Raw genomic sequence first — 11934 nt, 5'->3', positions numbered from 1 at the left:
GGATGTCTCAGTCCTTTGTGTTGATCATCAGGGCGACAAGACAGGCGCATGCCGGTGAGGGCGATGCGCTTGCCTATATGTCAAGTTATTGCCCTGCTTGAATAGTCTAGTCATTCAAGTACTTAATGCATCGTGACAGAAAGTGTCGTAACTAAGTAAGCTCTGAATTTTGTCCTTACCCTAGCTTGTTTTCGGTGGTCCCTTGGTTTAGTGAGGTTGTTTGTAGTTATTGCTCATAGGCTTACTTAAAGAGGGATTCAGCCAAGAAAAAGCATTTCAATCTAGTCATGGAGGACACTCTTAGCCTTTGAAGGCAGGAGATTGTAAAGGATATTCTGAAGTTTATTAATGTGCAGTAAAACGGGTGTTGGTATGAGCTTAAGCGGTTGCACTTTGGGCATCACGCTCCTCTATTCTTGTTAAAATCCATTCTTGCACTTCACTTTCTACCCATGCAGCAGCTCGGCTACCAAGTGACACTGGTTTGGGAAATGTTCCTTCTGCGATGTACTTGTAGATAGTGGAGCGCGCTAGGCCGGTATAATCCATAACTTTAGTAAGGCGAATTAGTTTCATGATGAGTTTCTCGGTTATTGTCTCATTACATATGTCCTTCGAGTAATTTTTAACTTTTTCCTTATTTCCAAATCTTTTCAGATATATATCACTCCTGTGCATAAGCCCATTAACGCTTTCAAGGAGCCTGATATGTCAACAAAAGCGATGTCCTCCCAATCCGTAAAGCCCCCATTGCTAAACCAACCGATCAACGATTGGCCGCAAACTGCCGATGAAGTTCTTGCCTCTGCCGCCAATATCATTGCCGAACGCTATGTAAAGAAAGACGCCTATACCAATCCACAGGCCACTAAGGATTTTTTAACTTACAAACTGGGCGGTTATGAGCGGGAAGTATTTGCGGTGATGCTGCTCGATAATCAACATCAATTACTGGAGTTTAAAGAGTTGTTCTTTGGCACTTTAGATGCTGCCAGTGTTTATCCACGGGAAGTGGTTAAGGCGGTGTTAGCCGTCAATGCCGCGGCGGTGATTTTTGCCCATAACCATCCCTCCGGTGAGTCAGAACCTTCAATGGCAGATAAGCACATAACCAAACGGTTAACCGATGCGCTGGCGCTTATCGATGTGCGCGTGCTTGACCATATCGTGGTTGGCCGCACGCCAGTGTCCTTTGCTGAGCGCGGCTTACTCTAGTCAGCGTTAATGCCAACCATTTTTCAAGGAGTCCATCATGATTGAATTTACTGATAGCTTTTCACAGGCCTGTGTTGCTGAGGCATGCGCCGCGTTTCCGGAACTGCGTAACCGCTTAGCAGTTGAGCTAATTTTGCCGATGTTTGTACGGCCACTTAATGCCATGGGCCAAGTGATTGGCAAGCCGATTGTGGCACCTAATCCACTGCTACATAAAACCGTATTGAGTGTGTTTCACCGAGATGTGGTTGAGCACTTGCCCAAGGAGATTGCATTCTGCCGCTATGTTTGTCCCTGTGACAGTTATGGTGTGCCAACAGGTGAATGGCAGCGGGTGATCAATGGCGTGTACTTTAACCATGGCAGCAATGAACAGCCTAATTGGAGTGTGCATACTTAAAGACCTTTACCTGCTGGATATACAGCGGTATTCACCACTTGTACTCGCCTAGGTATTTATCACCGCTCTAGCTAGTCCGCTAATAAGCAACCAATTCCCTAAAGTTCTATTCAACCATTGAGGTCACTATGACAACCCTAAAACTTTTCGATATTGAGCACGCCTGGGGCTTGCCCCGTAAAGTGACTCCTCGCTTTGGTGCGAGGCTGATTTTACGCGGCCTGCATTTGGATTATCTCCATGACCGTTCAAGCTTTGTTGGTGAATTTCCACCAGCCATTAAACAACAATTTGTCGAGGCCTTTCCCGCCATGGTTAAACAGCTTGAGCGGCTGGTGGCCAGCGGCGAGATTGATGCCACAGAGCAGCACTGCGTGAGCATTGAACACGCAGGCTTTACCTGTGAGGCTGATACCTTAGGTAGCCACGGCTATTTGTATATTGCGATTTATCAAACCGAAGCTAAACCAAAGCTAAGCCACTAACCACCAGCACCCTAGCCCTCACTCGATAATCTATTCGAGTTCGTAAACCTGTCCCCCCTAACTGTAAACACCATTTCCTAAACCCTAGCTTTAGAGCTCTATCAAGCAGCCCTTAGCGACTCACCTTAAACCGCTCGACCAAGAACTGTTTTATTAACCCAACCGCATAGACAACAAGAGCCAAGGCGTTACTGCGCCTTGGCTCTTTCGTATGCATGTAAATCAAACAAGGAATATCCCATGACATTAACCATCAAGCGTAACCAACTGCCAGCGATGCCCGATCGTTTTTACCAAGTGATTGAAAAGGAACTAGCAAACGTCACACCAAAAGACGCCAACGCCATCACCCTTAATTTTCGCGATCCCGACTACAGCGCCGAAGCCGGCGGCTTTCATCCCGTCGAAGTGCGGCTTGAGAAACAGCAAGATCACTGGCGTTTCGTTTACGTCACCGACTTTGCTTTTCGTGGCCATCCCTTCCCTGAACTGGTTAAAGACATCGATATCTGCTTTAACAGCAAGCAGGTCTATAGCCTGTTTAGTGGCTGGATTACTGAGCGGGAATCACAGGGGCTGATTAAGTTGTTTAGCGATAACTTTGTCAGTTACTACCAGATGGAAGCCTATCAAGTGCAGGTGAGCTTGGATTAACTCGCATCGTAATTTCAATGTTGTTGAACGCCTGCAAGTTCCCGTAACCATAAAACGGGAACACTCAAACCCTTGCCCCATGCGGCTCTCAACAACGCAAGTGCCCAAAAACACGCTATAGCAAAAAAGAGGAACATGACCATGCCTGAGGTTCAAGCCGTTAAAGATCAAGACACCGTTAAGCTTATCAGCTATCTACTGGAAAGACAGTTTAGCCAGCAACTGGCCGATGTATGGAATATCGGCCTTAATCTCGCCCTTAGGATCTCTGACTTACTCTCGATTAAGTTCAGTGATATCCACGGCGATAGACTCATCATTAAGGAGTCCAAAACCGGCAAAATCGCCAATATCAAACTCAACCAAAAGACGCTGGAACGGATACAACGAATTGCACGCGAGCATCCTAACCATATCTACCTGTTTCAGTCCTATCGTAATCAAAGGGCTAAAAACATCAAACCCGCGCCTTTGTCACGCCGCTATATCTGCCGAGCACTGGCGATGATTGGTGAAGAACTCAAAATCGCCTTAGGCACCCACTCGATGCGCAAAACCCGTGGCTATCTGCTGTATCAACAAACCAAAGACATTGGCCGAGTAATGAAGATGCTCAGGCATAGCGCCGAAGAAACCACCCTGCGGTATATCGGTATTGAGCAAGACGATATCGATAAGGACTTTGTCGAGCTAGAAATCTAACCCGCGCTTACACCTTACAAAATAGCGCCTCCTCTTAAATCCTCACACAGCCAACTGAGTATCAATGCGAACACCTGCAACTAACCTCAGTCTGCATGCTGAAATAGCACGTCGCAATGATAGAACCTTGGCTAAGGAAACATTCATGCAAGTATTACAACCTGGCGATCACCTTGTTACCAACATCGATCCTCTCGGCTTAACCGAACACCATGGCCTTTATGTGGGCTATGGAAATGTTATTCACTTATCTAAACAGGGCATGATTGAAGAAATCGACCTGCAGCGATTTGCTGGTGGCCATAGCATCAGAGTGAAAAAGTCCACGCTGTTTCCCCATCTGGCCATTGAGCTAGCGCGCAGTCAGCTGGGTCACACCCCATATAGCGTTGCTACGAACAATTGTGAGCAGTTCGTCAACGAATGCTTAGAAGGAATCAGCACCTCCAATCAAGTCAGTAATCTCACTCACGTTGCCCTGCAAGGCTCTGCCAGAGCAGGCTTACTGGGGAGCTCAGCTTCAAAGCTGGCAACGGGGACTGTCGCAAACGTCGTATTAGCCTCGACCGCCATCAAAATGACTGGTGAATACCTAGGGCTACCCGATAATGTCAACACACTCCTAGGGACACCAGGGGATCTTGTTGCTAAGCCAGCCGAATGCCTACTAAAAGGCACTACACAAACTCTAGGTGAAAGTTATGCTTGCTTAAGCCAAGGAGAGATAGCCGATGCAGGGATCAAACTCGTCACGGGCAGTTTAGAAACCGGCTTAAACACCGTGTTGACGACAGCAGAAGTGGGCATCAATGGCGTAAAAGCCGGTGCTGAGCTGATATCCGATGCATGGCATTGGCTAAGATCATAATGCTTATCACGCAGTATTGAGTGCTAAGTCACCCATCACCCAACCCTATAAACGAAGCGGCAAACTCGCCGCTATCGTTTTCACGCCTCTTGCCTTTTATGGTAAAGATTAGCGTGAGACGGCGTAACATATTTGTCCCGTTAAGTGATACAACTATCTTCTATCATCCTTGAGCTTATGGCGTTGCTCGAGCAGGCGAGTAAACGTGTAATCATTATTTTTTTATACCACGTTATGCTAAGGCATTACCTAGTAGTACTAAGCATGACCTATGGAGTAACAGATGAGCACAATCAAACCCGTGTCGGTAAAATTAGATGCCGATATTAAAGCCAGAGTCGAGCATTTAGCCGAAACCCGTAAACGTTCATCACACTGGATGATGCGTGAAGCGATCCGTGAATACGTTGAGAGAGAAGAGAAACGCGAGGCGTTGCAGCAAGAAGCGTTACGCGCATGGGAAGAACACCAGACATCAGGCTTGCATGTCACCGGTGACGAAGTGGTGAGTTGGCTGGAGTCTTGGGGAAGTGAAAATGAAAAGGCAGCCCCTACATGCCACAAATAATCTTCACCGCCACAGCATTACGTGATTTAGAGCGCTGACGTGAGTTTCTTCGCAGCAAAAATCCACATGCCGCACAACGGGCTGCCAGCGCCATAATCAATACCATTAGAAAACTGGAATGCTATCCAGACATTGGTCGGCCTATCGATGACAATGACTTTAGCTTTAGGGAGCTGCTGATTGACTTTGGTGACACAGGTTATTTGGCAATGTACCAGTATGATGGCGGCGAGCGATTGACAGTGTTGTGTATCCGCCACCAAAAAGAAGCCGGTTATTGATGTGGCTGAATCAGCGACGGATTGCCCCAATGGACTATGTCATCAAGTTTGCCATTGTGAATATCGCTACTGTTCTACTATGAGCACAGAAGCAAGGGACCTTAATCCCTTGCCGATCACTCATTTATTTTATCGCGCAACCTATCTATAACTAATCACTCGATAACCTTACCTAATCTCAATGGCTTCAGTTGAATATTTTTTAACTCGACGCTACCGCTTCCCTTATGCTGGAAACCGATAAAGCCTTGCTTTAATTGACTATCTATTAGTATCGCAGTCACTTTGCCGTTTAACTCTACTTCAATGGTGTCACCACTTAAGGTCAACTTATAGTGGTTCCATTGATTAATGGTATCTTGCGCATTGGTAACCGCTTGACGATCGACAATCCCACCGGTTCGGAACTGAGTTTTCTTGCTTTTATCCCAAATATTGGCTTCATAACAAGTATTGGCTTTAATTTTACTGATGTCAGCGCAGCGCATATACACGCCAGCGTTAATTTCATCGCTGGGTTTAAAATCCATTTCCAACACAAAATCATCGTAATCGGCTTGGGTCACAAGGTAACTTTCCCCTTGACCCTCACTGATAATAACGCCGTCTTTCTGCGACCATGAGGAGCCAGGGGTCACTTCAACGAATTTAAGATCGGTTAGTCCCGATACAGCAGACATGGTGAAGGTTTGCTCCGCCGCGTACACATTCGCCATTATACTTAAGCTCAGGCTCACACCTGCAACTAACATAGTTAACGAGGTTTTCATTTAGACTCCTATTTATTTAGACCGCTAGAGGAAGCCCAAGGGACTTCCTCTCCCATAGTTGCGTAAGGATCAATAGTGACAACTATTACATTCACGACCTGCGGTTTTATCATCGTGGCAAGCCCAACAGTACTTACCGTTGTTGTGGTCTTTCATGGTGAAGCTATAACGCTGTGTCTCGAAAAGAGCTTTTTCGCTATCGGTGCTATGGCATGCCTGACAAGTGTAAAAACCATTTCGAGCATGGGTTTCATAGGAGAAAACCACCGCGCCCTTACCACCACCGCCATATTGCCTGTCCTGCTCAGACGGTGTTGCATTCACGTTTGGCAACACCCACATTGAGGCAACCACAGCGACTAAACCAAATCGATATGCTGTGGTGATATTCATTAAACCTCCTGAATGAGGATCGATGGGTCAACGTTATTCACATTGGCAGTGCCAGTCAGCACCATGCTTGACTCAAGCTCATCTTGGAAACGTTTGAACAGCATCTCAACCCCTTTAACACCACCGCCGAGGCTAGCGCGTAACATTGGACGACCGACTAATACAGCTTGGGCACCACAGGCTAGCGCTTTGAGTACATCTCCACCATCACGTACACCACTATCCACTAGGATTGGCATCTTGTAACCGCGGTCACGTACCGCTTTTACAATCGCAGGTAACACATGCATAGATGCTGGAGTTGAGCTCAGTACGCGGCCACCGTGGTTCGAAACCACAATAGCACCACAACCGGCTTCGGCGCACATTAGGGCTTCTTCAACCGTCATTACACCCTTAGCCATAAAGGGGATCTTGGCGTATTTAACGATTTCTTTAAGCTTTTTCAGATCTTTGGGCTCAACGGTTTTACCCGGTAATGCGCGAGCTGCGCGGCCAGCAGAATCGATGTCGATGGCAAAAAAAGGGGCTCCCGCATCTTGAACGATATCGATACGCTCGAAAATTTCCTGTTGCGTACGGGGTTTGATTTGTGCAACCGCACGGCCTTTAAATTCTTTAACCACTTCTAAACGACGCTTGAATGTATCTAGTGGATCACCAATACCGTCCGCTGCCCAACCTAAACAACCAGCGTTGGCCGCACCTTCAATAATGCCTCGAGCATATTTTTCTTCTGTCATAACTTCGCCATCAAAGGCTAATTTGTTGGCTGCCCCCATATTGTAGGTTAAACCACCTGTAATACCGGTCAGGATTGGCATGGTTAATTTCACGCCTAGTAACTCAGTTTCCATTTTGGGTTTAGTCACATTGTGTAAGCTACGCATATTGAGGCTCATACCTTCGAAAGCTTCGATATTGCGCACAAAGCTTTGACGCATACCGCCCATACCAGGAACCGACTCACCACAGGGACCTTTCCCATTACAGCGTCCAGCTCCTGCTAAGTCACATGCTGCGCAAGTATCCATAATCTTACGGGCGTTACTGAGCACATCTTTTAAGTTTTTAGGTTCTTTAACATAACCCATGATGGCTTTTGGTCCCTCGGACGCATCTGCAGTTGCCGCTGCAGTGACAACAGATGCCCCCGCCGCATTGGTCGAAGATGAAACCGACATGGCAAGCGTGCTCGCAGCTGCAGCGAGCACTGCGCCCTTGGTTAGAAATTCACGACGATTTTGGTCTAATTTATTATCCATCTAAGTATCCCCTACGTTCTTAATTTGTTGCTCAATTTTTCAGGAGTTATTAACGCGTTTTGCTCACGCCCTCGAATTTACAGTGCACAATTTCCTAGGGGATAACACTCGAAGGCAAAATTTGGCTATAGATCCCTAACCCCCCAAAATTTTGAACCTTACACACCCGATTATGCATTTTTGCATAACTCACTAAACTCCACCGTCTAAAAAATAATTAATTATCTTTATTTTCAATTGAATAGGGTAAATAGGTTGATGTAACCAAATAAATTAAATGTGAAATCACTGGCAGAAAAGGATTAACAAACTGCCATTATGTGTCGACAGTGCTTATGGTTAGCTGCAATCAAACGGCGAAAGGGTGTGTATTCAGTGAGCTATTGGCAATATTTACGGGGAATGATGTTAGGAATAAGCCTAATCTCGGCCCAAGGATTAGCACAGCAAGACCTTATCTTTAATGTTCATAGTAATACCCCACCATTTGAGTGGCAGAATGAGGCGGGTGAAGAGACTGGCTTTAACATTGAATTAGCTCATCAAATTGCCCAAAAATTGCAATACGATCTCACTATCCACCGCCAAACCCTAGAGCAGACCTTGTACTCGGTCACCAATAAGACTCGCCAGTTAGCTGTGATTGATATTCCCGCGGGAGAAACACTCGGGCTCAATACCGCCTTGCCACTGTTGCCAACCTATATCAGTGCCTATAATCGGCGCTCAGATGGTAATGCCGATTCATGGTCCGCGCTGGCTCAAAAACGTGTCGCCATCAAGCAAGGCTCATCGGTGGATATGTATCTTAAAGTCAACCCACAGGATTTTATCCAAGTGCCAGTTGTCACCAATGAGCAGGGATTTGAATTGTTATCCGCAGGTAAAGTAGATTTCGTGCTGGCAGAATTCTACTGCGCTCGCCGATTATTATCGCTGTTTCCGTTGACAAAAACTGCTGGTAACCCATTATTTTTCAGTCAGTTTTATTTGGTTATGTCCGATAAGGATCCTGTATTTACTAAGGCAGTGACTGATGTACTAGAGCAAAATTACCACGGTGGTTACTTCGATGACTTAATCTATAAATGGGTTGGGTTCGGTAAGGAAAAAATCGAGCTAGGACAAGTGCGTAATGACTTACTTCAAGGCGCATTATTAGCTGCAGGTATATCTATCATTGGCCTGTTGATCACCCTCTATATTAGTTTAGTGCTCAAACAGAAAACTAAATCTCTAAAACAGGAACTATGCCAAAGGCAAAAAGCAGAGGCAGAAATCAGCCGAGTCTCAGCTCAATTCCACTCTGTGCTCGACGGCTTACCCTATGGCGTGGTCCTGATCGACCAGCATCTACAGAAAATTTGGCAAAACGGTAAGTATCAATGGATTTTAGCGCCTGATACGCTCAAGCAGGCGCATCCACAGGTAGCACTAACGCAGCTCATTCAGTCAGGATTTAACGGTGAAGACTCGCAACTAGTCGAATTTTCACTAGACAGTAAACGCTGGAAGCTCAACTTACACTTAATCTCAAGCAATATGATCGCTCTCTTTATCGAAGACTATACTGAACCCTTTGAGTTAAAACAGGCAAGCGAACTATCGACCCGCCTCGCCTCCCTTGGGGAACTCACCACGGGCATTGCCCATGAAATCAATAATCCCGTAGGGCTTATCAATCAATCAATGAGCCTGATGCAGGATATTATCGATGATCTTAAGCGTGCGCTGCCGCTCTCGTCCACACAGCCGCAGCAGCTACATCAAGGGCTAGAGGAACTTAATTACACAAGTCAATCAGTTCAAGAATCGGCCGAGCGAATCGGTTGTATCATACATGATCTCAAGCACTTCTCTCGTTACGGCCTTAATAATATTAAGCCTGTAGTGCTAAACCACATTGTCGAAACCGCGTTACGATTAACTCATAACAATGTTAAACGCTTACACTTACAACTTTCGCTTCACCCAAAACTACCCACTATCAAAGGGGACGAGTTGCAGCTCCAACTGGTGCTTATTAATCTAATCCAAAATGCCTGTCTAGCTATGGACAAAGCTAATCCGCTGCTGACGATTGAAACCGGACTCGAAGAGGGACGGATATACCTTAAGGTGATAGATAATGGTTGCGGTATGCCACCTCATATACAAGCTCGTATTCGCGAGCCCTTTTTCACTACCCGCCGCGAGCAGGGCGGCACCGGACTTGGACTCTCAACCACCAACAAAATACTTGTTGAACATGGTGCCCAATGGCTTATCCACTCACAGCCCAATATTGGAACCGAAATGAAAATACTATTAGGAATATGCAATGAAGCTTAGTCGCAATATTCTCGCCATCGATGATGAAACCCGTTGGTTACGCACTATAGACATGTTGCTTAATCGGCATATTCCCGAAGCTAGGACCTATACCTGCGAAAATAGCCGTCAGGCTCTACATCTTATCAACGACTTCGATATTGCGCTGGTGTTACTCGATCTCAACATGCCAGCCCTCGATGGTCGGCAACTACTGAGGGATATTCGTGAACATACCCCCTATGTCAGGGTAATCGTACTAACAGGACTGGACGAAACTGAAATTGCGGTAGAATGCATGAAACAAGGTGCCTACGATTTTATTACCAAAACGAGTTCGACCGATCAATTGCTCCTATGTGTCCGCCGTGCCATGGAAGTCATTGGGCTAGAGCGGCGTTACCATCAAATTAAAGACGGCTTCTTTAACCGTAGGAACCTAAGTGCATTCAATCAAATCCTCACCACAGATATAAAAATGCACGACTGCTTCAACTTCGCCGCTACTTTGTACGACAGCCACGAGCCCATTTTAATCGAAGGGGAAATCGGTACTGGCAAACACCTTTTTGCCGAGGCACTACAACAACTTGTGTGCTCAGAGTTGCCATTATTAGAACTGTCACTGGCCGATATGCCAGTACAAATGTTGGAGCAAAAACTATTTGGAATCGCCGATCAACCTGGCCTGCTCGATATAGCTGGTACAGGCTTTTTGCTACTCGAGAATCTAGCCTTCGCGAGTGAAGAAATCCAAAGAATGATCGCCCAACTGTGTCAGCGAAAACGTTATTTTCCACAGGGGTCTTTGCGGGAAACTGCTCTTAAGTGTCGACTACTGTTTAGTACCACTGTGTCACTGGAACAACTCGAGCAACAAGCATTTTCCCACGGACTACTGTATTGCTTGCAGCCACAACGGATCAAACTGCCACCGCTTAGGGAGCGTTCCGCCGATATTGGCTTGTTATTACAGCATTTTAATGAGCTAGCCTGCCAAGAGTTAGGTCGAGATTACCTCGCTATACCTGACGATTTAGCCCACCGCTTAGAAGCTTATGCCTTTCCCGGCAATATTGCCGAATTAAAAGCGCTAACCTTTACTGCGGTAGGGATCAGTAACGGCCCAGAACTGGCTTTAGCCCCCTTTTTTGAGGTGTTAAAACAACCCCACCAGCGACTTCAAAGTGAACGGATTGTCTTTCCGGCAAACCTGCCCACCATTAGCGAAACCACTCAGCAACTGATCCATGAAGCGCTCATTCGCACTAACAACAACCAGAGCACAGCCGCTAAACTACTCGGGATCACCCAAAGCGCCCTGAGTCGGCGCTTAAGTAAACAAGACTAATACCAACGGAAAAAGCTGCTCACTCTATATTCAACTAGCTGATATGCCAAATATCTATCTCTAATCAATTTTAATAATGAAACACTTAATGGATTTCCATTAAGTGTTTCATTTGAAGCCAGTCATGCCTATAAATGACTACAACCGAATGAACGTGTTCTATCGCCATAATGCTTAGTCTCTAGCTTGGCCAGATAGCTCAAGCGAAAGAAAGCACTCGCAAAGGTTTGAGGATAATTCGGTGAATTACGATTGAGATAGTAAACTGGCGTATCCTCAGGAAAATGCACCAAATGCCTCGTACTGTAATTATCTAATCCCAAGGCACTGGCCCAGGCTTCAACAATCTTAGTACTCAAGTTTTGTCCACTTCGATTGTAATTACCGAGATGGTTATAGGCATCATTATTGAGGAAGATAGCGATATGGTAATGGTCTGTATCGGCATCAGCTCGCTCCCTTGCCCAAATATAACGCAGAGTACAAGGATGCACCCGCTTACCCTCACGGCCCTTGATAAGCCTATCATTCTGGATTTTAGCGTTCAGAGATTTAAAGAACTTGCTGATCACCATTGAATCATAAACCGTTGGTGAGTCGCGAAAATTGAGCTGTGGTAGATGCAAATCAAACCGCACCATAAAGGTACGAGGGTGCTCATTCAGAGCTGCC

Annotated in this window: 15 protein-coding genes; 10 read left to right on the top strand and 5 right to left on the bottom strand. The window is 46.0% G+C overall.

What is annotated here, in order from left to right:
• Positions 1 to 378: 378 nt before the first annotated feature.
• Positions 379 to 576, bottom strand: a complete 198-nt coding sequence (locus L5M10_RS17215) for a helix-turn-helix transcriptional regulator (RefSeq protein ID WP_099458512.1) — start codon at positions 574 to 576, stop codon at positions 379 to 381.
• A 132-nt stretch (positions 577 to 708) separates the two neighbouring features.
• On the opposite strand from L5M10_RS17215, the gene radC reads away from it, so the two are divergent.
• From radC to L5M10_RS17175, 8 genes are all read left to right on the top strand, one after another.
• On the top strand, positions 709 to 1215 hold the full coding sequence (radC, locus tag L5M10_RS17210; RefSeq protein ID WP_249555224.1) for a RadC family protein: 507 nt from the start codon (positions 709 to 711) through the stop codon (positions 1213 to 1215).
• 37 nt (positions 1216 to 1252) lie between these two features.
• Positions 1253 to 1615 (top strand): hypothetical protein, encoded by a 363-nt coding sequence (locus tag L5M10_RS17205; RefSeq protein WP_011071648.1) that lies wholly within the window; start codon positions 1253 to 1255, stop codon positions 1613 to 1615.
• Positions 1616 to 1743: 128 nt separating this feature from the next.
• Positions 1744 to 2100 carry a type IV toxin-antitoxin system YeeU family antitoxin gene (locus L5M10_RS17200; RefSeq protein ID WP_249555226.1) on the top strand — a complete coding sequence of 119 codons (357 nt, stop codon included), beginning with the start codon at positions 1744 to 1746 and terminating at the stop codon, positions 2098 to 2100.
• Positions 2101 to 2340: 240 nt separating this feature from the next.
• On the top strand, positions 2341 to 2754 hold the full coding sequence (locus tag L5M10_RS17195) for a DUF2787 domain-containing protein (protein ID WP_263198199.1): 414 nt from the start codon (positions 2341 to 2343) through the stop codon (positions 2752 to 2754).
• Between the two features lie 141 nt (positions 2755 to 2895).
• The gene (locus L5M10_RS17190; protein ID WP_220732458.1) at positions 2896 to 3456 is read left to right on the top strand and encodes a tyrosine-type recombinase/integrase; all 561 of its coding nucleotides are present in this window, start codon (positions 2896 to 2898) and stop codon (positions 3454 to 3456) included.
• A gap of 64 nt (positions 3457 to 3520) precedes the next feature.
• Positions 3521 to 4324 (top strand): lecithin retinol acyltransferase family protein, encoded by an 804-nt coding sequence (locus tag L5M10_RS17185; protein ID WP_263198201.1) that lies wholly within the window; start codon positions 3521 to 3523, stop codon positions 4322 to 4324.
• Positions 4325 to 4607: 283 nt separating this feature from the next.
• Positions 4608 to 4892: a CopG family ribbon-helix-helix protein gene (locus L5M10_RS17180; protein WP_011920070.1), complete on the top strand. Its 285-nt coding sequence runs from the start codon at positions 4608 to 4610 to the stop codon at positions 4890 to 4892.
• Between the two features lie 92 nt (positions 4893 to 4984).
• The gene (locus L5M10_RS17175) at positions 4985 to 5173 is read left to right on the top strand and encodes a type II toxin-antitoxin system RelE/ParE family toxin (RefSeq protein WP_317630148.1); all 189 of its coding nucleotides are present in this window, start codon (positions 4985 to 4987) and stop codon (positions 5171 to 5173) included.
• Positions 5174 to 5328: 155 nt separating this feature from the next.
• Here L5M10_RS17175 and L5M10_RS17170 read toward each other — a convergent pair whose 3' ends face one another.
• From L5M10_RS17170 to L5M10_RS17160, 3 genes are all read right to left on the bottom strand, one after another.
• Complete coding sequence (locus L5M10_RS17170; RefSeq protein WP_263198203.1) at positions 5329 to 5943, bottom strand: DUF1080 domain-containing protein; 615 nt, start codon at positions 5941 to 5943, stop codon at positions 5329 to 5331.
• A gap of 69 nt (positions 5944 to 6012) precedes the next feature.
• Positions 6013 to 6336 (bottom strand): c(7)-type cytochrome triheme domain-containing protein, encoded by a 324-nt coding sequence (locus tag L5M10_RS17165; RefSeq protein WP_263198205.1) that lies wholly within the window; start codon positions 6334 to 6336, stop codon positions 6013 to 6015.
• Positions 6336 to 7601 carry an alpha-hydroxy-acid oxidizing protein gene (locus L5M10_RS17160; RefSeq protein ID WP_263198206.1) on the bottom strand — a complete coding sequence of 422 codons (1266 nt, stop codon included), beginning with the start codon at positions 7599 to 7601 and terminating at the stop codon, positions 6336 to 6338. Before L5M10_RS17160 ends, L5M10_RS17165 begins: the two co-directional genes overlap by 1 nt.
• 375 nt (positions 7602 to 7976) lie before the next feature.
• Here L5M10_RS17160 and L5M10_RS17155 point away from each other — a divergent pair, with 375 nt between their 5' ends.
• Together L5M10_RS17155 and L5M10_RS17150 are read left to right on the top strand one after the other, a co-directional pair.
• Positions 7977 to 9932 carry an ATP-binding protein gene (locus L5M10_RS17155; RefSeq protein ID WP_263198207.1) on the top strand — a complete coding sequence of 652 codons (1956 nt, stop codon included), beginning with the start codon at positions 7977 to 7979 and terminating at the stop codon, positions 9930 to 9932.
• Positions 9922 to 11262: a sigma-54-dependent transcriptional regulator gene (locus L5M10_RS17150; protein WP_263198208.1), complete on the top strand. Its 1341-nt coding sequence runs from the start codon at positions 9922 to 9924 to the stop codon at positions 11260 to 11262. Before L5M10_RS17155 ends, L5M10_RS17150 begins: the two co-directional genes overlap by 11 nt.
• Before the next feature lie 128 nt (positions 11263 to 11390).
• Here the strand turns inward: L5M10_RS17150 and L5M10_RS17145 are convergent.
• Positions 11391 to 11934: inovirus Gp2 family protein (locus L5M10_RS17145; protein WP_263255660.1), on the bottom strand; the 544-nt coding region annotated here is incomplete at its 5' end.

The sequence above is a fragment of the Shewanella sp. SM32 genome (assembly GCF_025654235.1).
GTDB classification, from domain to species: Bacteria; Pseudomonadota; Gammaproteobacteria; order Enterobacterales; family Shewanellaceae; genus Shewanella; species Shewanella oncorhynchi.
Note: the sequence above shows the minus strand (reverse complement) of the source record. Positions and strands in the feature narration are given on the sequence as shown.

What these genes read in the sequence shown, in the direction of transcription:
- L5M10_RS17205 (WP_011071648.1), top strand. Translation starts at nt 1,253, where the DNA reads ATGATTGAATTTACTGATAGCTTTTCACAGGCCTGTGTTGCTGAGGCA.
- L5M10_RS17180 (WP_011920070.1), top strand. Translation starts at nt 4,608, where the DNA reads ATGAGCACAATCAAACCCGTGTCGGTAAAATTAGATGCCGATATTAAA.
- L5M10_RS17190 (WP_220732458.1), top strand. Translation starts at nt 2,896, where the DNA reads ATGCCTGAGGTTCAAGCCGTTAAAGATCAAGACACCGTTAAGCTTATC.
- L5M10_RS17160 (WP_263198206.1), bottom strand. Translation starts at nt 7,601, where the DNA reads ATGGATAATAAATTAGACCAAAATCGTCGTGAATTTCTAACCAAGGGC.
- L5M10_RS17150 (WP_263198208.1), top strand. Translation starts at nt 9,922, where the DNA reads ATGAAGCTTAGTCGCAATATTCTCGCCATCGATGATGAAACCCGTTGG.
- L5M10_RS17165 (WP_263198205.1), bottom strand. Translation starts at nt 6,336, where the DNA reads ATGAATATCACCACAGCATATCGATTTGGTTTAGTCGCTGTGGTTGCC.
- L5M10_RS17170 (WP_263198203.1), bottom strand. Translation starts at nt 5,943, where the DNA reads ATGAAAACCTCGTTAACTATGTTAGTTGCAGGTGTGAGCCTGAGCTTA.
- L5M10_RS17215 (WP_099458512.1), bottom strand. Translation starts at nt 576, where the DNA reads ATGAAACTAATTCGCCTTACTAAAGTTATGGATTATACCGGCCTAGCG.
- radC (WP_249555224.1), top strand. Translation starts at nt 709, where the DNA reads ATGTCAACAAAAGCGATGTCCTCCCAATCCGTAAAGCCCCCATTGCTA.
- L5M10_RS17185 (WP_263198201.1), top strand. Translation starts at nt 3,521, where the DNA reads ATGCGAACACCTGCAACTAACCTCAGTCTGCATGCTGAAATAGCACGT.
- L5M10_RS17195 (WP_263198199.1), top strand. Translation starts at nt 2,341, where the DNA reads ATGACATTAACCATCAAGCGTAACCAACTGCCAGCGATGCCCGATCGT.
- L5M10_RS17200 (WP_249555226.1), top strand. Translation starts at nt 1,744, where the DNA reads ATGACAACCCTAAAACTTTTCGATATTGAGCACGCCTGGGGCTTGCCC.